Genomic DNA, 20,116 nt, shown 5'->3' with positions numbered 1-20,116 from the left:
ACTACGCAAATGCCCCCCCCTTATTGGATTATGTATTATTCTGAAACTGTTACGACTGCGAATGCTTTCTTAGAAGCAAATTTCAAGGTAGATTCGGCAATAACTTGCCCCTTCACATTATCACCAGTTTTAGCAAGTGGCTCGAAGTGTGGAGCACGCAGGTGAACAATATCAAGGTACGCATCGTTGAATACAACCATTTTATCTGCTGGAATATGTTTAGATAATACGAATTGTACTTTACCGTAGTTAGTAGCAATTTCATCTACTAATAGTCCGAAAGAAGTTGTTACGTGGTTATAACCGTAACGATCTTTGTAGATTTCATCAATTTGTTCTTTAATATCAGCATTAACAAATGCATAGTAATTTCCTGCTGCTAAATCTTTTTCCCATAGGTTACGCATTACTTTCTTAATGTCTGCTTCTGTTACTGCACCTGTTACTGGTACTGCATTTGTAGGGTCAGCAAACTCTAATAAACCTGATAATTGACGTTTGTAAGGTGCTGTAGAACCGTCTGCTTTAATACCAACGATGAATTTCTTTTCCATATTCACTTTTAGTTCTAGCAATCTGTCAGCAACCTCTTCAGCAAATTGACCTGATTTCATTGCAACAGCTGTACCAGAAATTTGAGCACCTTTTTTGAAAATCTCAAGGATATTGCTTAATTCTGCTCTTGCTGTTTCAAAGTATTGAATTTCGTCTGAACCCTCAACAGCACTTAAATCATTGGTAGTATCAAGAGTTTTTTCTCTCCATGTGTACACAGTAGATAATGCTTTCTCAATATTTCCTTTTGCCATAAGCATAGACGTTAAAGGCGTATCTTGGATACCAATTACTGCAATTTCTTTCGCTAATGATACTTGCTCTAATTTTGTGAAGTTAGTAGATTTAAACATGTTTTCATTTCTCCTTTAGGTTTGAGTTATTTTATATTAACTGTCATAAAGACAGATCTTACTTAAATAAACTTGCTAATTTTGAACCAATCATGCCTTTTGTGTCACCTTTTTGTTCAAATTGTGAGTATTCATCTGTTTGTTTATGATTCTCTGGCTTATAGGCAAGGTCTTTCTTAACCTTATCTTCAATCTTCTTAACAAGCCCTTTGAATGCTTCAATTTCTTCTTGATTCTGAATAAAGTCAGCGAAATCACTTAGACCTGCTTCTTTAATAGCAAACTCTAATACTTGCTTATTAAACGCTTCTTGTTTAGTTTGAAACACCTTTTCTTCTTCTGATAACTCTTTAGGTTTATATTGAAGAAGGTCGTCACGCTCTGCCAAAATAACGTCATACTCTGCCTTTGAAACAGTTTCAACTTGTTCTTCTTGTTGATTCTGATTATTTTCTTCCATGTTATCGCTCCTTAAAATTTGATGGGTATGATACCTCTTGTTAATATTGGTTTTTCCTTATGTACTCCTTTAAACTCAAAGACAATCTCTGTCTTATTATCTGGTAAAACATAGTCATAAAAATAGACACCCTCTTTTACTTTGTTGGTGTCGTCAATATCATATTGATCTATTTGATTTTTATTAACATCAAAGATAGTTAACTTGATATTAGATGGGTTAACTGCAATATCATCAAAATCTTTAAAGTTCACTTGAAGGCGAACTGTATCACCACTAAAAGCCATCAAATCACCTCCACAAAAGAGTAATTTTCAATTAAAAATGAATCTGAACAGTTTAGGTCTAGGGAAACATGTGAGGTATTTTCTTTTAATAAATTATTAACGTTTCTGACCTTAGAATTGATGTTAGAAGGATTGTCTTTATAGAACACATCAATAGTTATTTGTTTAGGTTTCTGATTGGAGATATATGAGGAAATTACTGCTATACTATTTACACTAGATACATTAACCCTCTTTACTTTTGCTTTACGCGTGTTTGTAGCAAAGATAGGGCTTATTCCAGACAAAACATTTACATATATGCTTCTTACACTTCTATTCTCCTGTGTAGATATTGAATACAATTTAGATATAAAACCATTACCAAACCTTTTAACGTTTCTTACAACGTAATTAGAAGAACCGATATTTAAGGATGTGCTCGGCTGTCTTCGACTAGTTCTAACTGTGTTCGACTGTCCGAAAATGGTTTCGACTGAACTCTGAACATTTGCAGATACAATTTGAATAACTGTATGGTCAAATGCTTGTAATGATGGATAAGAGCCATCTGATACATACCAAATAATTACCTTATCATAAGCAAAGTAAGTAGAAGCAGTTTGCATCTGTGATGTAATGTACCCTGTTGCTCCTAAACCTGCTTCACCATCTGTTGTACATCCACTTGTTATTTTATTGTAAAAACAAGCATAAAAACTTGTTTTTGCTGTACCTGTATTAGTGTTAGGAAATCCGATAAATCCTTTGGCTGCTGTGCTATTATTCTTAGAAGTACCTAAAGAGTAGCATTGTTTAAATTTAGTACTGGAAGCGTCACGCCCTACAAATCCACCTGTATACTTCATGTATGTTGTATTAGTCGTATTGGCTACTACAGATACATTAGTCCAACAATCTTGAACTATTGCAGTAGATGTACCGCCAATCAGCCCACCAACGATATATTGTAGTGAAGTTACTTTACCTGTTGCATAACATTGTTGAACAGTTGAACCTGTTCCCACATAACTAGCCAATGCCCCAGTATATTGACCGCCTGTAACATCTACATTTTCTAACCCTAAACCACTAACAGTAGCACCATTCAAATAAGTAAATAACCCTGCATAGTTTACCGTTTGATTGATTTTAAGATTTATAATTTTATAACCTTTACCATCAAACGCACCTCTAAAAGATTGATCCACTATTAATGAAGTTCCACCAATAGGAACAAAATTAAATCCTTTTGCGTCTATATCTCCTGCTAATTCATAGTTTGCTGTTAAGTTGTTTTGTACATTCTGTAAATCCTGTATATTCTCAATGATATAAGGAATTTCAACTGTACCTAGCCCTAGCATATTAGTTCACCTTTGGAACTTGTAATTCATGAGTAACAGTTAATTCATCTTGTGTTCCTGCAAATGTAAATGATGTGAATGTTTCTGTAGAGAATGCAGTTCCACCACTTGCCGCATTAAAAATAGCACTTTTACCTACTTCAGTACTTCCAACTGTGATACCACTGTCAGAACCCTTTAAAACTAGCGTATAAGTGATTTTCCCATTGGCATTAGTAATGGTTACTCTACTGTCAGTAGTTGTGATACGTAGAATAGGAGTACCTGTAGAGGATTGTAATTCGAGGTATTTCCAATTTGTTTGAATGTATGAGCGTAGATTATCATAACCTTGTGTGCTAATATCCATTATTTTACCTCCTTCAATTGGCTAATTTGAGTTTCAAGACGTTCTAATGAATGAACGATTCTGTCTTGTGCTTCATTTTGTTTTTCAATCTGTGTAGTTAATTTCTCTTCACGTTTCTTGGCTTCTGAACGTGTATCAAATAATAACCATACAAATAATAAACAAAAGATACCTTGTGATACTATTTGCTCAATTGGTATAGCTGTTATATCCATTTTCTCAACTCCTTTCATTGGCAATAGATATAATACAGTCAAAAATATGACTATTTTTTTAAAGAAGAAAGGAGCAAGCATATAGCTCACTCCAAAGTAGGATGGTGGTAAAAGTGAACAACTCTTACCGTTCTGAAGTTTAGAATAACAATTAGGAGGATTGTTATATGAAACCTTAGTAAAAATGACAAAAAATCTAAAAAGGTTTTGAAGGGTTAATTAAATCCTTCATTCATAGCCAATATCTAATTGACGATCAATGAAAAACTTAATATTTTTCTTTCTACATATAGTACAATTTTTAAATTTTTTCTTGAACACCTCATAATAGCTAAGGTTTCATCGTGTTTCTAAAACGCTAGTGACCATTTTCTATTTTATAATTACTCTCTTTCATAATAACCATTTTACAGAAGGTTTCTGTATGCCTTGATAACACTAGTGTTTATAAGGGTTTCTAAACCTTCACAAAAACTTCTACTACTGTCCACGCATACTGCTTCCCTTAAAGACGATTATCTCCAATTACTGAAAGCATGACTATAATGGGCTTCGTCAATTGTTTAATTGAAACTCATCGTCATCTCAGCGTGACATTTTATTTTCTTCTCATAATAAGTATTTTGCAGGGGATGCTCTCACCCTTACTCCCCCAAGCGATTCGAGAGTTCCAAAAAACGTAACATTTATTTTCTCTCATAATAAGCATTTTGCACTCATCTTCCAGACACCTTGATAAATGTAGATTTCACAAGGGTTTCTAAGTGGTAAAGTTTAATTTCTAAAACGGTAGCAGTGTTTACATTCATAATAAGGAATTTGCAGTCATGTCCTGAATGCCTTGTGAATACTAGTCGCATCAAGGGTTTCTAAAGTTGGACATTTAATTTCTATTTTTCTTCCTTCATAATAAGGGATTTCACTTTATCATAATAAGCATTTTGCAGGACACCTCTTGAACCTTAGAGCCACAAGGGATTCGAGAGTTTTCTATTTTCTTAACATTCTTTGTTTCCCTTAGAGACCATTCAATTATTTTTCTAATTTTTTAAAAACGCCCATTTTAAGCATGTTCAAGACATGTGACTGGAACGCTGAGTTTTTTAGTGTTTTATGAGTCCAGTATTTATGCGGTGTTCAGAAAAAATTCCAAACCCTTAACATTTTTCAAAATAGGCATGCGCCCTATAATACCATCGGTAAAATATGGTAAATGTTATAACCATACTACTTATAGCGATTTGACATATTTTTTCCAACTCCGTATCCCTTGCTATGACTAGCTTTCAAGATTTTCTTATTTTTAGGACATTTTTTATAATTTAAGGTGTGTCTCCTTTATATACGCTCCAACTTCCCTATAATACGTTCCAACTTTTACATTTAATTTTAAGAAATCCTCTAATAACAATGCTTACAGCAATTTTTTAGAACGCTCAGTTTTTTCTTCAACATGCCACGAAGTCAGTCATAGATACTGTTTCTACAGCTTTCTCGCTGCTTCGAACATAAATTACCTATATTTAGGAAAATAAACACATCCCCTTTAGAGACCACGGAACTTTTTAACAATAAATAGTAAAACCTTTAACCATGCAGTTTACGAGAGTTCGTTTTTTTTAAATTAGCTTATCTTTCCCCTAGTAAAAACAGTAACTTTTTCTATTTTATCGACACTTTGAACCCTTATTACACAAAGAAAAATTCAATTATACACGTTTTTAAATTCAAAAAAAAAGCTAAATCAAACAACAGAAATTCTATTTCGCTACCAAAATTACATTGTCTCCTTTAAATACTCTTTAAAAAATTACTATATATAATAACTATAAAACTATATATGACTCATTTTAAATACAAATACTTCTGTTAGCATAGGAGTACTATTTTTCATTAATTATTTATTATGTTTCTAAGCTAAGAATTGATGATAAAAGCAATTAGAAAAGCTGATTAAATTTTGGTGATTTATTCTGTTGAATTATCCTCTAAAATTCAATTAAAATAAAACTCATTTTTATAGGAGAAATTTTTAGAGAAAAATAAATCTCAAAGGATAATCTCCCACTTTTAATGGTCTCCCAAAAACTTCGCCTGATATTGTGGGCGACGATTATTGTCGCCAGATTGTCACCAGAGCGTTTGGGCGATGATTTTCGGAGACATCGGCGATGATAGGGCGAAAATTAGGACATTACAGGCGAACGTCTATCGTTATTCCAATATAAGCGTAGTACGGGGTCTGGTTCACATTGAACCTAACCTTCTCTAACAAGTTCTAAGTAGTCCATATCAAGAAAATTATTAAGAACCTGTGTGTAATAGCCAAACATATTTCTCACCTTATATCCCAACTTTTTGTTAATGACCATTTGCTTAAAAGCACGTATGCCTAGTTGTACTTTATCCTGCTCATCGTAGAAAGTTAAATATTTAGTTGTATACTTTAAACACTTATAGAACTCAACAATCTGCTTGCCAGTGTATCCATATGCTTTTAACCAGTTTTGATAATCAAGTGGAATATCCTTAATAGCGTTGTCTTTACGTATATCTATAATATTGTTAGTTTTAGTTTGGTTATCAGTTTTAAGGAGGTTCAATTGCTCAACTTCTTTTTGTTGTTTTATTGGGCTTTGTTCCACTTTTCTATTTTCAGGGCGTGGTTCATTTGAAGAAGAAAAAGAAACAATTTCAATACGATTAAATACATACACGTTGGTTGACTGTGAACCATTGTCTCTTTCAGTTTCATATACGACAAATAAACCATAAGAAATTGCTTTCTTAATGGCTCTTTTAAACGTACTTCTACTTACACCTATTCCATCATACTTCTGCGAAGCCACAACAAACTTCTTAATTGAAGCATTAGCAACGCCATATACCTTAGCAGCATGACGGACAATAACCTTTATAGCGATACGTTCTGATTTAGTTAATTTTGATTTCAGATCAAGAAGATGTTGTTCTACGTGATTATTGAACTCCTTTAAACTCTTAAACTGACTCAACTTCTTAAATTGTTCAATTTTCCCCGTTTTCATTTATATACCCCCACTCAGTATATTTGAGGGCATAACAAACACAAGTACAGAACCCTTGAATTTTTTCTATAGGTATCCTATACTTAATCTATCTAGTTGTATGGTGTATTTGCTATGCCATATCGGGGAGTAGGATGCTCGCAACATCTTACTCCCCATTTTTGTGCTTAAATTTATTTTTTTGATTGCAAATTAAATTCTTCAGTAACAAAAATTTGATGTGCTAAGTTAACACAAAAATTCAACATCTGTTCTTCCGTAAACCCCTCTTCTGGCATATGAAGTTTTTTATTGTGGTGATCCGTAATCTCTTTTAATTTCTTTTGATTAATGGATGATAATTTCATAATGAATTCCTCCTTAAATTTCTAATTCGTTTAGTGGATTATGCTTTTCGTTTTGTTCACGTAGATCATTTCCCCACATAGCAGCATACTTTTCTGTCATTTTGATTGATGAATGTCTCATAAGTCGTTGAACAGCAAATGTACTCATACCAGATTGAATACAGCGTTGACAAAAAGAATGTCTAAAAGTGTGTGCAGTTAACCTTACATCCTTAAAATTCATCACCTTTGCCAAACGTTTGAATACATTTTGAACCGCATTAGTCGTTAATGGTTGATTTAATCGGTTAGTGTATACATGACTATTTAGCTTTTGAAATTCTTGCTCACAATAAACCTTATAACTAGCTAATTCCTTAATCAATTTATCGGTAGCAGGAATAGTTTCGTTTTTACGTGCTTTAGTGGAATAGATGCTAATGCTTTTATCTTTAAAGTTAATATCTGACCATTTTAAAGAGCATAATTCACTTAATCGAATTCCTGTTGAAATAAACGTGACAATAATTGAATAGTCCCTATAAGCATAAAACGCCTTCTCACGTTGCTTTATCCGCCTGTAGTAGTTCAACATTTGTTTGATATGATAATCCGTAAAAACTTCTATACGAATGTCCTCTTTTACCCTTTGAACCTTCTTTGCAGGATTCTTATCAAGTACCTCAATCTCCACTAAATAATTTAAGAAAGCATTTAAACGGTTTAATTTGTGATTCAAACTCGTTGGATTGTTTCCAAGATCATTCTTACAGTACATGAGATATTTCTTTATGGTGTTTTGGGTAATATCTTGAACATTAACTACTTCATTATCGTTACAGTAGTTTACAAACTGTCCAAGAATATCTTTATAGCCAATAATTGTCTTAGGCGATAAATTTTTAAATTCTCTATCGTCTATAAAATCTTGTAGAGCAAATTTTAAGAGCAAACAAAAAAACCTCCCCATGAGAACCATGAAGAGGTTTTGTTCAGTCGTACTAATTTTAGCAGCGACCACATCAGAATATGAAGTTTCAAAAGTGCCTTCAACCCTTGATACGTATAGTTTATGCTAGCGACAGGGATCGAACCTGCGACCTCTTGCTTACCATGCAAGTGCTCTACCTACTGAGCTACACCAGCGTCTTGGAAAATTATATCACGTTTAAATTTATTTAGGAAGCGCTTTTTTAAATTTTTTTATTGGTATATTCTCTAATTTGCGTCTTCTGAAATTCGCACTTTCTACAAAGTTCCATATTTCATGTTAGAACTTCTTACATAAATTGTGTGAATTTTCTTTTTTTATATTACCCTTATTAAAAGAGCTTACAAAAGAAGGGAAGAAAATAGATGGAACAACAACCAACCATGACAAAATCAAAAACGGCAACTCCCTACCCAAGAGACTGCACGTTCAGCCTGGAAGATTGGACGACGCTTGCTAAGTATTGGTACCCCGTCGCACGCTGCAGTGATGTAACAGAAAAACCAACGTCCGTAAAATTACTAGATGTAAATCTAGTTTTATACCGCACCACACACAAAGTTGTAGCGGCACGTGATTTATGCGTTCACCGAGGCACCCCGCTTAGCATGGGCTGGGTGGAAGATGATGAAATTGTCTGTCCTTACCACGGCTTCCGCTACGCAACGGACGGCGCATGCACGTCAATTCCAGCTCACCCTGACGCCAACATTTCTCCCCGTCTCTGTATGGCCGTCTATCCAGTTATTGAACGATATGGATTAGTGTGGACGTCCCTGACAGGAGAACAAGATAACCTGCCTTATTTCGATGCGTGGGAGGACCCTGATTTTCAGCAAATTGTTTGTCCGAGCTTTGATATCATGGGTTCAGCCGGTCGTCAAATGGAAGGCTTTTTAGACGTAGCTCATTTTGCTTGGGTTCACACAGACACATTTGGTGATCGAAACAACGCCTTTGTGCCTAAATATAAAGTAAGCGATACAGACTATGGGCTTCATGTAGAATATACGAGCACCGTGAGCAATTATTCCAAAGAACAGCAGCATTTAAATCCACCTGATTTTAAATGGCTTCGCGTCTTTGATGTTTATCCCCCGTTTACAGCTACGCTAAAAGTATACTTCCCAGAAGGCGCAGAGCTGTGGATTATGAATGCAGTCTCTCCTATTTCAGCCCGCGAAACACGTTTATTCGCGCCAATCGCTCGAAACTTTGACAAAGATTCTCCCGTTGAAGGTGTGTATGACTTTAACCTTCGCGTCTTTGACGAAGACCGTGAAATGGTGGAAAACCAAAAACCTGAAGACTTGCCTTTAGACCTGCAGATGGAAGCGCATATTATGGCTGATCAAACGTCCATCGGTTACCGGAAATTATTAAAGAAAATGGGCTTAAGCTTTAGATATACAAGCTAAAAAAATCCCCGCTGTCTCAGCGGGGATTTTTTTTATTTAGCAAACTGCTCGCGTGCTGCTTTTTCCTTTATCACTTCATCTTCACTTGCCGGCGTTGCGCGTTTCATGAAGAATGAAAGAATTAAGGCAACCACCACTAGGACTACTGAGACAGCAAACGCATCGTTAATCCCTTGTACCATTGCCTGCATCCCAATCTGTTCTTTCATTTGAGCTGCCCCGGCTGCGGTTGCATTAGCTGCTCCTGCTCCGCTCATTGCATCTTGAGCGAGCTCTTTTGCATGAGTAGCTGTACGGTTTGACATCACCGTTACTAAAAGAGCCGAACCAATAGCTCCCGATACTTGTTGAAGCGTATTGTTCATCGCAGTACCATGCGGATTAAAACGCTGCGGAAGCTGATTTAATCCGTTTGTCATAACCGGCATCATCACCATAGACATTCCGAACATACGAAGCGTGTAAAGCGTAATGAGGGTTGTATAGGTCGTATCAAGCTCTAAGTTACTGAAGAAATACGTCGTAACGGCTGTAATCGTTAGACCCGTTACAGCCAATGCACGCGCTCCGAATTTATCAAATAATTTTCCGGTAATCGGTGACATCACACCCATTAGCAGCGCACCTGGAAGCATTAGTAATCCTGAATGAAGCGGAGAGATGCCTCGTACCGTTTGAACATAAATTGGCATTAGCAGCATGGCTGAGAATAATGCCATTGTGATCACCATCGAAATCGTTGATGATAAAGCAAACATTGGATATTTAAAAATGCGGAATTCAAGCATCGGTGTTTTAAGCTTGAACTGACGTGTAATAAATAAAATCAGAGCCACAGCTCCTACGATAATGGTACCGTATACTTCCACAGAATCCCAGCCTTTATCCCCTGCTGAGCTAAACCCGTATAGAAGTCCGCCAAATCCAATTGTAGATAGCAAAAGGGATAAAAAATCCAAATTGATTTCCACTTTTTCTTTTTTGTCTTTTAATAGGAAGAAAGCGCCTATTAATACAATGGCTGCGATTGGCGTAACAAGGTGGAACAGCATTCTCCACTCATAGTGTTCAATTAGCCATCCTGATAATGTAGGACCAATTGCCGGAGCAAAAATCATAACTAAACCGAAAATCCCCATCGCAGCTCCGCGTTTTTCTAATGGAAAACTTGTGAGCAATACGTTCATTAAAAGCGGCATCATAATAGCTGCGCCTGACGCTTGAATAATACGAGCGGTTAACAAGACCGAAAATACGGGCGAAGCACCTGCAAGTATTGTTCCTGCTGTAAATAAAGTCATCGCCGTTAAAAATAAGCCTCTGACAGAATAGCGCTGAATTAAAAAAGCGGTAGTTGGAATCATAATACCATTCACTAACATATAACCAGTAGAAAGCCACTGGACAGTTGACGTTGTCACATCTAAGTCTTTCATAATAGACGGCAGCGCCACATTTAATAACGTTTCATTCAATAATGAGATAAAAGCGCCAATTAACAAAATAGCAATTATGCCATAAGGCGGCTTTTCCATTTGATTTATCGATCGACTCATTATTGTACCTCCTTATACTTTAGGTTCATTTTTTTAGACACGTGTTCTACATAGAGTATATTATACTGTGAGTTCAATTTATGCAAGTGAAAAATCTTACGTTCACGTTCTTTATTTTCTCAACTTTTTTAGTCCTATAATCCTTTTATACCAATATATTGTCGTGATATCGTTCAGTTTTCTGAAAAGAACATTTGTGTAAACGCTTTAAATCATGTATCATAAAGTTGGACCATGAGTCTAATTTTACATTTAGGTGATAATAATGAATAATCGAAAACAGCAAGTTGTAAAAAATGCACACCATCTCTTCGTTGAAAAAGGATTTCAAGCTACTTCTATTCAAGACATCATTGATTATAGCGGCATTTCAAAAGGAACATTCTACAACTATTTTTCTTCAAAAAATGAATTATTAATCGCTGTTTTTACATGGCTTCATACGACCATTGAACAAGAGCGCAATCAGCTGCTGGTTGGTAAAAGTCTGACCGATGTAGATGTATTTATTAAACAGATCGATGCGCAGATGAAAAACCATCACAAACATAAATTTTTTACGTTACTTGAAGAAGTATTTGTTTCTAATGATCCTGATTTAAAAGCATACATAAAAAAAACCCAGTTCATTGAAGTAAACTGGTTCTACAAACGGTTTATTGATTTATTTGGACAAGAAAAGAAACCTTATCTGCTAGATTGTGCAATTATGTTTCTTGGCATGCTTCACCGCAACTTTCACTATAATTTTATGGTCAACGGTACAAATACTGATCCCCATGAGATTATAACTTACAGCGTTAAGCGTCTGCTTCCTCTTGTAGACGAAGTAGCAAGTTCAGGAGACATTTTGCTCGATCCGCAAACGATCAAAGAATGGCTTCCATCTTGCCCAAATACTAAAAATCAAATAGAACAGGACATTTCCGCAGCACTTATCGATTTAAAAAAGCAAGCTCACAAACAATTTACGGATGAATTCGAACGTCAAAAATGCACAGAGCTTATTAGTTTTATTGAAGAAGAGATGTTTAAACAATCGAATCCACGCAAGTTTGTTGTGGATAGTGCCCTTCATTCATTAAAGCAGCTGCCTGTTAACAACCGTAAAACGAACCTAGAGGAACTGCAAACGATGATTGATCAGTATGTGAGTGAACTTCAATCAACAGCTAGAAGCAACTAAACATATGAAATTCACGCTCACCATAACAACAAAAAACGAACGATTATGATTTTTTAATTAATCGTTCGTTTGTAATTCCAACTAAAATACTTTTATCCCAGCCTCTTTTTTATTTTCCTCCAGTAAACGAAATTCCTTTAATGAAATATTTGTTAAAAAACGCATAAATGAGCAAAATTGGAAGTGTAAAAACCATGGAAGCTGCCATAATATAGTTCCAATAACTGATATACTGACCTTTAAATGTGTTAAGGCCTAAAGTCAACGTGAACATATTTTCATCAGACATCACAATTAAAGGCTTCATAAAATCATTCCAAAACCCCATAAATACAAAAATCGTTTGTGCTGCTAAGGCAGGTTTTGCAAGTGGAAGGACTATTTTGAAGAATGTTCCAAACTTCGATAACCCATCCAACTCCGCTGCTTCTTCAAGCTCTTTTGGGAAATTAATAAAAAATTGACGCATCATAAATATAAAAGTCGCATTTACCATTCCCGGTACAATCATTCCCTGATAGGTATTTAACCAGCCTAACTCTTTTAAAATTAAAAAATTAGGAATCATCGTTACTTGTCCAGGAATCATAAGCACCGCTAAAATAATAATAAATAAACTTTTCTTTCCCGGGAAACTGAGGCGTGCAAGGGCATAACCAGCCATTGAGTTAAATAGCAAATTTAGAGCTGTTCCTACTACGGCAATGAATAAGCTATTAAACATCCAGCGAGGGAACAGCTTTTGTTCCACAAAAATTTGTTTATAGTTGTCTAGCGTAAAGTGTTTCGGAATAAAGTTCACAGTACCTGACACAATTTCTTCTAGCGTTTTAAAAGAAGCGGACAGCGCCCAAATAAATGGAATCAGAGTAATCAGCGCGTATATGCTTAAAATCGTATATAAAATGAGGACTCCTGTTTTTTTCTTCATCTTTTTCTTCCCCCCTTAGTACATACTTTCTTCTTTTGAAAACTTTCTCTGAATAACCGTTGCCACCAAAATCACGAGCGCCAGCATAAAGGCTAGTGCTGCAGCATACCCCATAGTACCTAAATTTTTAAATGCATATTGATAAATAAGCAGAACAACAGTCAGAGTCGAGTTATTAGGACCTCCTGAACCTCCTGAGAAAATAAACGATTGATCAAATAACTGAAACGTACCAATCAGTCCCATGATCACTACGAATGATGTAACCGGTCGCAGATTCGGAACTGTAATATGCCAAAATCGTTGAAATACATTAGCCCCATCTAACTGAGCTGCTTCATAAAGCGAATCTGGTACGTCTTGCAAAGCTGCCAAATAAATAACCATAAAAAATGGAGCTGTTGCCCAGATGTTCATAATCATAATGGCAATCAAAGCGACCTGAGGATCTCCAAGCCAATTGTAAGTTGGAAGACCAACAAACTTTAAAAACTCGTTCACAATTCCATTTTGATTGTACATCCACATAAAAATAAGCGTTAATACAGCCGATGATGTAAGTGTAGGTAAAAAATAAATAATGCGAAAAACTTTTTCTGCTTTTAGCCCTGCATTTAATGTGGCCGCCAGTATAAGTGCCAATGCGGTTTGTACCGGTACAACAATTACTACATACTTCACCGTATTCCAAAGAGCAATTTTAGCTTTGTCATCTTCAAGAACCTTCATGTAGTTCTCAAGCCCTCGAAAATGAAACTCAGTTCCTCCCAGCAATTGAACTTTATGTAAAGACAAAAAGATGGCATAAAAAATAGGTGCAATAACAAACAGCAATAGTACAAACAGTGTAGGTGTCATAAAAGCATATCCTTGCCCTACATCACGAGGTTTGTACGTTCGTATTTTTCCGTTTTTCATTTCCTCCACTCCCCCGCCGAGCCTTATTCGTAAATACTAATCTCTTGATTTGCCTGCTTTTGTGCTTTTTTCAAAGCTGTCTCTAAATCACTTTGTCCCAAAAAGGCGCTTAAAAACTGGTTATTAAAGTTATTCATGATAATAGGCAAATACGGACCATCTTGCCAGACAGTTGCATAAGCAGCTCCTTTTACTAATGGACCTCGTTTTTCGTCTTCAGCAAAACCAAGCTTATCCGCTACGGATTTTCTTGTTGGCAATGCATAACCCTTACTTGTCCAAGTTTCCATTCCTTCTTTCCCGGTTAAGTACTGGATGAGCTCCCAAGACGCTTTTTTCTTTTTTGAGTCGGCATTCATTACATACGCGACCGTAAATGCCATCGTATTTTTATGACCGTTTATTGTCGGAACTTCCGCTGTACCGTAATCAAGTTTTGGGAAGGACTCCTGTAAAAATGGAATCATCCAATTTCCTTCAATCACCATAGCTACTTTTTGTTGTGCAAACATGTCCGTACCTGAATTCGCGCCTACATCAGAGGGCTGTACAGACGTTTTATCTTTTAAATGCTGATCGATGAGCGGCTGAAGAGAATCCACGACTTCTTTCGTAGCAAAGTTTGCCTTATTGTTCTTTACAACGTCTCCTCCGTTTGCCTGCGCCATGTAGAAGATACGCGCTAATTCCGGCGTGACACCAAACGCTTGAATCCCTTTCTTTTTAAATACTTTTGAAACTTCTTTAAACTCACCCCATGTTTTTGGTACTTCTACTCCTGCTTCTTTAAATAGCTTTTTGTTGTAAAATAAGCCTAATGTGGAGTAATCTTTTGGAAAACCATAAGTCTCTCCATTTTTTTGAAACGCTTTCAATAATGGTTTCTCAAAATCCTGAACATCAAAATCAGATTTTACATAAGAATTTAAAGGTTCTAAAACCCCTGTATTAATAAGACCCGGCGCTTCAAGTGCATCAAGATAAAAAACATCTGGACCATTTCCACCTATTAAACGCGTTTTTAGAATATCCATGTATTGATCAGTGATTACTTCATGCTTCACATGAATTGATGGATGAAGTTTTTCAAAGTCTTGAATAGTTTGATTAAGCAGCTTCGTCTCTGTTGGGTTGCCTCCCCAGCCGGCTAATACAATTTCGACTTGACCATTTTCCCCGGAAACTTCTTGTACATTTGAACATCCAGTTAAAGCTGCTCCAGCCACTGCCAGAACCAAACTTAAAGCGAGTATCCACTTCTTCATTAGCTGTCTCCTTTCATTTCATTGACCTGCGGCTTATTAATTGACGCTTAATAAGCCGCGGTCGAAGTAACATTAACCTACATAATTTCTTACCTTACATTGAGATAGAAGCTCGTATTTTGTCGTATTTTCTTTCACGTAAATAATAGTTTCGCTTTCTTCTTTTTTAACCGTTAATGAAAGTTTCCCACTGCCAATCACAAGGTTTTCTACAGAGATTTCATTCATATCGTCTATGAGCAAAGGATTTATCTGTATAGTACCTGCTGTACTATCAGGAAACAGTCTTAGCATCGCCTGTACGAAAGCTAAAGGCGTGCCGGCTGCCCAAGCTTGAGGTGAGCAGGCAACGGGATATTTGACAGGCTTGCCAAGGTTACTTGAATAGCCGCAGAATAACTCTGGAAGGCGGTCGTATTCAAAATGCTCAGCTGCATCAACCAGCCCTTTTATCACTTTATTGACTTCTGTTTGCTTGTTCGCTTTACTCAAACCGAGAACAATTAAACTATTATCGTGCGGCCAAATGCTCCCGTCATGATAACTCATTGGATTATAACCCGCTTCTCCTTCTGCCATTGTACGAATTCCATATCCCGAAAACATAGATTCTGATACTAGCCTTTCCGCTACTTTGTTCAGCTTCTCCTCATCCATCATCTCGGCTAAAAGTACATGACCTGGATTTGACGTAATCGTTCCTACTTGATGTTTATGTTCATCAAGTGCAATGGCATAGAATGACACGTCTTCCATCCAAAAGGCTTCATTGAACTTTTTACGCAGCAGCTCAGCTTCTTCACGTAAACTATTTGCTTCATTTGTTTTGTTTAACTGATCATACAAAGAAGCAATACCCATTTTCGCTTGATATACGTAGCCTTGTACTTCCACTAAAGCAATAGGAGTTTTTGCATATTCACCGCTGCGATGGACAACAGAATCCCCTGAGTCTTTCCATCCTTGGTTAGCAATTCCTTTACTTGATTCTTGATGGTATTCAAGAAATAAATCACCGTCTCGATCTCCATATTCATTGATCCATGTCAAAGCTCCATCGACAGTCATTTGCATTTCTTTTACAAACTCGAAGTCTCCCGTCCACTTCACATATTCCGTTAACAAAATTAAAAATAATGGTGTCGCGTCAACTGTTCCGTAATATGGAGTAAAAGGTATTTGATTTGTGTTGGCTAGTTCTCCGTAACGTATTTCATGCATAATTTTACCCGGCTGTTCATCACGCCATGGATCATTTGCCGTTCCTTGATATGCTGCCATAGTACGTAGCGTTCCTTTTGCTACTTCCGGATTAAAAGCCAGCATTTGAAGCGCTGCAATTAGACTATCCCTTCCAAATGGCACACCAAACCAAGGCAATCCAGCTACAGGAAAAGCACCGAATCCTACATCCGTTAGCAGTACGCGCAGGTCGTTAAGTCCTCTTGTAATAAGGCGCTGCATTGTCGGATGATCGGTTGTCACTTTTGTAGAAGATTTTTCCCACTTTTTATATGACTGCGTTAGTAAACTAAATGCTTCACCAGCTGATAAAATATTTTCATTGATGTCTTCACCCATTTGCGGCTGAACCATTAATGTAATTTCTTCTTCTTCCTGATGGTTCAGTTCGAAAGAAAACATAACCTCTCCTTGTTCATACACGTGTGAGGCTTTTTTATCCCAAGAAATCCGTGTCGAACGCTTGATATCATCTGATCCTTCGTATGTATATATTAAACTGCTTTCCCCTTTTATTTGCCCTGTTCGTTTTCCGACATTTCCAGTTTGAAAACCTCTTACGATAAACATATCGTTAAAATCGACATCTGCTTGGATACTTAATGTAAAAGCAATTTTTTTAGGAAAATAACTTTTCAATTTTATTTTTTCATAGAAAATACCCTCATATATAAAGCGCTTTCTTTCTATTTCTACAGACTCTCGCCACAGCGATAGTTCTCCTTCTTTTTCCATATGCGGATTAGTAAGAAGAATTGTGGCTAACAGGTTTTCGTCGGCACTTGAGGACAATAACACAGGATCTGTACCGTTAATTTTCAAATGAAATTTGCTCAAAAAACGCGTATCTTTCATATATAGCCCTAAACCATACTGATGGTTTTCAGTGATATTTCCTGCTTGATCTGTTAGTAAAAATAAGTCATTTTCTTTAATCACACGGTAATCCATTTCCATCCCCCTAAATTTCACCGAAACGTTTTGGAAAAACGAAACACAAAACCGAAACGTTTCGGTTTTTACATTATATAAAAACCACTAGCCGTGGTTTTTAGCTGTTGATTCTCGAATAATCAGCTGTGTATCAAGATAACGCTTCATATTTGTTTCTTTTCCTTCTAGCATCTCAATTAGTAAATCTGCAGCTTCATAGCCAATCTGATATACTTCCTGCCCTACAGTCGTCAAATTTGGAGACGAGTAAGAAGCAAGAACAATATTATCATATCCGACAATCGAAACGTCTTTTGGTACATCAAGGCCAAGTTCTTTGCATGCTTTTAATGCTCCCAGTGCCATTAAATCACTTGCACAAAAAATAGCGGTGAGCTCTTCATACTTATTTAAAAGCTCACTGGCAGCTTTCTCTGCTTTCTTTTCTTCAAACTTTCCGCTTACAACCCATTCAGACCGAAACGACAAACCGCATTCTTTGAGGGCTTGTCTGTATCCGTTGAGACGTTCTTGGCTGACAAATGCGTCTTCATGTCCGTTAATCATCCCAATATGCTGATGGCCAAGACTCGCTAAATGTTCAACCGCTTTTTTAGCTCCCAAGGCATTATCGGTGGTGACATAGCCTACTGAACTAGAATGGACGGGAATATCAACTAAAACACAAGGAATATCGCTTTCTACTACTTCTTTTAAATAAGGATCTTCTTTTTTGATGCCCTGAATAATTGCCCCGTCCACTCTTCGCTCTCGACAAAGCTGAGTATACGTTTTTTCTCGCTGCATCATCGTGTTTGTATTAAATAAAATCAAGTCATACCCCAAAGTAGATGCACGCTCATTTACACCGCACAATACTTCAAACGTGAAATTATCTTTTACGCTCTCTCTGCTGATGCCTGAAACTAGTAGTCCAATTGTCTTTGACTTTTGCATAACCAATCCTCGAGCTAACGTATTGGGGCTATAGTCCAGCTCTCTTGCTACGGCTGCAATCTTTTGCCTTGTTTTTTCATTTACATCTGAATAACCATTTAAAGCCCGAGACACCGTTGTTACAGATACGCCGGCAACTCGCGCTATATCTTTAATCGTTGTCAATCAAAATTCCTCCAAAACGTTTCGGATAACTTTAAATAGATTGTAACGCTTTCATTTCTTAAATTCAATACTTTTTTAATAATCAGTTTACTTTTATCTATTTTTAAAATTTTTGCATATAAAAAAAGCAGCCCTAAAGCTGCTCTTTACTCACAAAGAGGAAATTGAAGTGAAAAGCACGTTTCTTTTCCTTTTACGCTAGACACACTTACTTTTCCCTTCATATAATGGATAATACTGAAAGATACCATCGTTCCAAGCCCCGTACCTTTTTCTTTTGTTGTAAAATACGGTTCACCTAACCGGTTGATTTGTTCTTGCGTCATACCGCAGCCTGTATCCATAATATCAACGATCACAACTCCGCCTTCTTTTCCTACTTTAATAGTTAACGTGCCTCCGTTTTGCATGGCTTCAATACTATTTTTAAATAAGTTGATTAGACACTGCTGAAGCTTTCTTCTTTCTCCCATTACGAAGAACTTCACTTCTTCATCGAATGTAAAATCAATCGCGACTCCGTTCATATTGGCAAGAGGCGTCATAATATGGGTGACGTGATGAATTTCTTCTGACATATTCATTTTTTCATTTCGTTCTGGAGCGGAATTGGCAAATAGCAAGTAATCATCAATGATTTCTTTTGCGCGGTCTAGTTCATTAATAGCAATCGAAATGTAGCGTTTTTTAGCAGGTTCTTTTTCATCTTCTTGCAGCATTTGCATAAATCCTCTGCTTGCAGTTAGAGGATTTCGCACCTCATGAGAGATGCTGGCAGCTAAATGACTGACAATTTCTAGCTTTTCTGCTTTCATTAGGCGCTGCAGCACTAATAAATTTGCCCGTATCGCTTCCCACAGTATGGTAATCACAAACATGCCTGCCACATCTAAAACAGCGAACTGAACCCACACGCTAATAGGAATGCTTGTTACGTGTAAAACAAAAATAGATACAAGCATAGCTAATAAAGAACCAATTACACTAAGACAGGTGCTCACGATAATTCTATTTTTTAATGAGAAATGTAAAAAGTATTTTGTTATGAAAAATAAAGGAATGGATAAAATCGGAAGAGCAATTAATGTTGATAAAAACCCTACATCGTACCCGCCAATTAGCAAGCGCAGCAGTAAAATAAAGACGAAAAGCAAGCTTCCTAGCGGCCAGCCTCCATATAACGTTCCTAAAATATAAGGAATTCTTCGTAAATCCATTCGATAGTCATCCGGGACATAAGCTCCGTTAACCGGAAACAAAAGGCAAAAGGTAATAGCTAAAATCGGAAATACCGCGATATAGTGATCTTTCCACCAATGAACTTTTTTAGCATACTTGATCAAATAAAACATCTGCACTAAAAACAGCGCCAATAAAATAAATAAAAAATTAATTAACAAATCTTTCGTAACAAAACTCATGCATTCACCGGTCTTTCAAATGAGATAAAAATAAACTCTTTTATTGCATTTACATTTGTAACACAAATTAGAGCGTAATCATAGATAAATAAACGTATTCTATTTACTTTTTTATAACTTCCTATGACTTTATCGTCCGTTCCCTAAAATAGTGAAGACTAAGAAAACCTTTTCAACTTCACTAAAAATATTCAG

The 20,116-nt window shown here is 36.4% G+C and carries 18 protein-coding genes and 1 tRNA gene; 2 read left to right on the top strand and 17 right to left on the bottom strand.

The window, feature by feature from the left end:
• Positions 1 to 35: 35 nt before the first annotated feature.
• The 10 genes from ACRPLY_RS08470 to ACRPLY_RS08425 all read right to left on the bottom strand — a co-directional run bounded on the left by ACRPLY_RS08470 (position 36) and on the right by ACRPLY_RS08425 (position 8,084).
• On the bottom strand, positions 36 to 908 hold the full coding sequence (locus tag ACRPLY_RS08470; RefSeq protein WP_432231718.1) for an SU10 major capsid protein: 873 nt from the start codon (positions 906 to 908) through the stop codon (positions 36 to 38).
• Between the two features lie 58 nt (positions 909 to 966).
• Positions 967 to 1,368 (bottom strand): hypothetical protein, encoded by a 402-nt coding sequence (locus tag ACRPLY_RS08465; RefSeq protein ID WP_432231717.1) that lies wholly within the window; start codon positions 1,366 to 1,368, stop codon positions 967 to 969.
• 11 nt (positions 1,369 to 1,379) lie between these two features.
• Positions 1,380 to 1,655, bottom strand: coding sequence for a hypothetical protein (locus ACRPLY_RS08460; RefSeq protein ID WP_432231716.1), 276 nt, complete (start codon positions 1,653 to 1,655; stop codon positions 1,380 to 1,382).
• Positions 1,655 to 3,001, bottom strand: a complete 1,347-nt coding sequence (locus ACRPLY_RS08455; protein ID WP_432231715.1) for a ZmpA/ZmpB/ZmpC family metallo-endopeptidase-related protein — start codon at positions 2,999 to 3,001, stop codon at positions 1,655 to 1,657. Before ACRPLY_RS08455 ends, ACRPLY_RS08460 begins: the two co-directional genes overlap by 1 nt.
• 1 nt (position 3,002) lies before the next feature.
• Positions 3,003 to 3,350, bottom strand: coding sequence for a hypothetical protein (locus ACRPLY_RS08450; protein WP_432231714.1), 348 nt, complete (start codon positions 3,348 to 3,350; stop codon positions 3,003 to 3,005).
• Complete coding sequence (locus tag ACRPLY_RS08445) at positions 3,350 to 3,565, bottom strand: BhlA/UviB family holin-like peptide (protein WP_432231713.1); 216 nt, start codon at positions 3,563 to 3,565, stop codon at positions 3,350 to 3,352. Before ACRPLY_RS08445 ends, ACRPLY_RS08450 begins: the two co-directional genes overlap by 1 nt.
• Before the next feature lie 2,258 nt (positions 3,566 to 5,823).
• Entirely contained in the window at positions 5,824 to 6,612 is a 789-nt protein-coding gene (locus ACRPLY_RS08440; protein ID WP_432231712.1) for a hypothetical protein, read from the bottom strand.
• A gap of 173 nt (positions 6,613 to 6,785) precedes the next feature.
• Positions 6,786 to 6,959 carry a hypothetical protein gene (locus ACRPLY_RS08435; protein ID WP_214984528.1) on the bottom strand — a complete coding sequence of 58 codons (174 nt, stop codon included), beginning with the start codon at positions 6,957 to 6,959 and terminating at the stop codon, positions 6,786 to 6,788.
• Positions 6,960 to 6,972: 13 nt separating this feature from the next.
• Positions 6,973 to 7,890 (bottom strand): tyrosine-type recombinase/integrase, encoded by a 918-nt coding sequence (locus ACRPLY_RS08430; protein WP_432231711.1) that lies wholly within the window; start codon positions 7,888 to 7,890, stop codon positions 6,973 to 6,975.
• 121 nt (positions 7,891 to 8,011) lie between these two features.
• Positions 8,012 to 8,084, bottom strand: a tRNA-Thr gene (locus tag ACRPLY_RS08425).
• Positions 8,085 to 8,294: 210 nt separating this feature from the next.
• Between ACRPLY_RS08425 and ACRPLY_RS08420 the strand changes: the two genes are divergently transcribed.
• On the top strand, positions 8,295 to 9,347 hold the full coding sequence (locus tag ACRPLY_RS08420; RefSeq protein ID WP_028415032.1) for an aromatic ring-hydroxylating oxygenase subunit alpha: 1,053 nt from the start codon (positions 8,295 to 8,297) through the stop codon (positions 9,345 to 9,347).
• Positions 9,348 to 9,379: 32 nt separating this feature from the next.
• On the opposite strand, the gene ACRPLY_RS08415 is transcribed toward ACRPLY_RS08420, so the two are convergent.
• Positions 9,380 to 10,903, bottom strand: a complete 1,524-nt coding sequence (locus ACRPLY_RS08415; protein ID WP_028415033.1) for a DHA2 family efflux MFS transporter permease subunit — start codon at positions 10,901 to 10,903, stop codon at positions 9,380 to 9,382.
• 265 nt (positions 10,904 to 11,168) lie between these two features.
• Between ACRPLY_RS08415 and ACRPLY_RS08410 the strand changes: the two genes are divergently transcribed.
• A complete protein-coding gene (locus tag ACRPLY_RS08410; RefSeq protein ID WP_028415034.1) occupies positions 11,169 to 12,089 on the top strand; it encodes a TetR/AcrR family transcriptional regulator in 921 nt (306 codons plus the stop codon).
• A 109-nt stretch (positions 12,090 to 12,198) separates the two neighbouring features.
• Here ACRPLY_RS08410 and ACRPLY_RS08405 read toward each other — a convergent pair whose 3' ends face one another.
• The 6 genes from ACRPLY_RS08405 to ACRPLY_RS08380 all read right to left on the bottom strand — a co-directional run bounded on the left by ACRPLY_RS08405 (position 12,199) and on the right by ACRPLY_RS08380 (position 19,921).
• The gene (locus ACRPLY_RS08405) at positions 12,199 to 13,020 is read right to left on the bottom strand and encodes a carbohydrate ABC transporter permease (protein ID WP_014458643.1); all 822 of its coding nucleotides are present in this window, start codon (positions 13,018 to 13,020) and stop codon (positions 12,199 to 12,201) included.
• Between the two features lie 15 nt (positions 13,021 to 13,035).
• Complete coding sequence (locus tag ACRPLY_RS08400) at positions 13,036 to 13,938, bottom strand: carbohydrate ABC transporter permease (RefSeq protein WP_016765225.1); 903 nt, start codon at positions 13,936 to 13,938, stop codon at positions 13,036 to 13,038.
• Between the two features lie 23 nt (positions 13,939 to 13,961).
• A complete protein-coding gene (locus ACRPLY_RS08395) occupies positions 13,962 to 15,203 on the bottom strand; it encodes an ABC transporter substrate-binding protein (RefSeq protein ID WP_098626884.1) in 1,242 nt (413 codons plus the stop codon).
• Between the two features lie 72 nt (positions 15,204 to 15,275).
• The gene (locus tag ACRPLY_RS08390; protein ID WP_224980505.1) at positions 15,276 to 17,396 is read right to left on the bottom strand and encodes an amylo-alpha-1,6-glucosidase; all 2,121 of its coding nucleotides are present in this window, start codon (positions 17,394 to 17,396) and stop codon (positions 15,276 to 15,278) included.
• A gap of 87 nt (positions 17,397 to 17,483) precedes the next feature.
• Complete coding sequence (locus ACRPLY_RS08385; RefSeq protein ID WP_028415038.1) at positions 17,484 to 18,500, bottom strand: LacI family DNA-binding transcriptional regulator; 1,017 nt, start codon at positions 18,498 to 18,500, stop codon at positions 17,484 to 17,486.
• A gap of 146 nt (positions 18,501 to 18,646) precedes the next feature.
• Entirely contained in the window at positions 18,647 to 19,921 is a 1,275-nt protein-coding gene (locus ACRPLY_RS08380) for an ATP-binding protein (RefSeq protein ID WP_033579905.1), read from the bottom strand.
• Positions 19,922 to 20,116: the final 195 nt, after the last annotated feature.

Origin of the sequence: Priestia sp. TGN 0903 (genome assembly GCF_050846855.1) — a bacterium.
GTDB lineage: Bacteria > Bacillota > Bacilli > Bacillales > Bacillaceae_H > Priestia > Priestia zanthoxyli.
The sequence above is the reverse complement of the archived record's forward strand: the minus strand, read 5'-3'. Positions and strand labels throughout refer to the sequence as shown.

What these genes read in the sequence shown, in the direction of transcription:
- ACRPLY_RS08470 (WP_432231718.1), bottom strand. Translation starts at nt 908, where the DNA reads ATGTTTAAATCTACTAACTTCACAAAATTAGAGCAAGTATCATTAGCG.
- ACRPLY_RS08465 (WP_432231717.1), bottom strand. Translation starts at nt 1,368, where the DNA reads ATGGAAGAAAATAATCAGAATCAACAAGAAGAACAAGTTGAAACTGTT.
- ACRPLY_RS08460 (WP_432231716.1), bottom strand. Translation starts at nt 1,655, where the DNA reads ATGGCTTTTAGTGGTGATACAGTTCGCCTTCAAGTGAACTTTAAAGAT.
- ACRPLY_RS08455 (WP_432231715.1), bottom strand. Translation starts at nt 3,001, where the DNA reads ATGCTAGGGCTAGGTACAGTTGAAATTCCTTATATCATTGAGAATATA.
- ACRPLY_RS08450 (WP_432231714.1), bottom strand. Translation starts at nt 3,350, where the DNA reads ATGGATATTAGCACACAAGGTTATGATAATCTACGCTCATACATTCAA.
- ACRPLY_RS08445 (WP_432231713.1), bottom strand. Translation starts at nt 3,565, where the DNA reads ATGGATATAACAGCTATACCAATTGAGCAAATAGTATCACAAGGTATC.
- ACRPLY_RS08440 (WP_432231712.1), bottom strand. Translation starts at nt 6,612, where the DNA reads ATGAAAACGGGGAAAATTGAACAATTTAAGAAGTTGAGTCAGTTTAAG.
- ACRPLY_RS08435 (WP_214984528.1), bottom strand. Translation starts at nt 6,959, where the DNA reads ATGAAATTATCATCCATTAATCAAAAGAAATTAAAAGAGATTACGGAT.
- ACRPLY_RS08420 (WP_028415032.1), top strand. Translation starts at nt 8,295, where the DNA reads ATGGAACAACAACCAACCATGACAAAATCAAAAACGGCAACTCCCTAC.
- ACRPLY_RS08415 (WP_028415033.1), bottom strand. Translation starts at nt 10,903, where the DNA reads ATGAGTCGATCGATAAATCAAATGGAAAAGCCGCCTTATGGCATAATT.
- ACRPLY_RS08410 (WP_028415034.1), top strand. Translation starts at nt 11,169, where the DNA reads ATGAATAATCGAAAACAGCAAGTTGTAAAAAATGCACACCATCTCTTC.
- ACRPLY_RS08405 (WP_014458643.1), bottom strand. Translation starts at nt 13,020, where the DNA reads ATGAAGAAAAAAACAGGAGTCCTCATTTTATATACGATTTTAAGCATA.
- ACRPLY_RS08400 (WP_016765225.1), bottom strand. Translation starts at nt 13,938, where the DNA reads ATGAAAAACGGAAAAATACGAACGTACAAACCTCGTGATGTAGGGCAA.
- ACRPLY_RS08395 (WP_098626884.1), bottom strand. Translation starts at nt 15,203, where the DNA reads ATGAAGAAGTGGATACTCGCTTTAAGTTTGGTTCTGGCAGTGGCTGGA.
- ACRPLY_RS08390 (WP_224980505.1), bottom strand. Translation starts at nt 17,396, where the DNA reads ATGGATTACCGTGTGATTAAAGAAAATGACTTATTTTTACTAACAGAT.
- ACRPLY_RS08380 (WP_033579905.1), bottom strand. Translation starts at nt 19,921, where the DNA reads ATGAGTTTTGTTACGAAAGATTTGTTAATTAATTTTTTATTTATTTTA.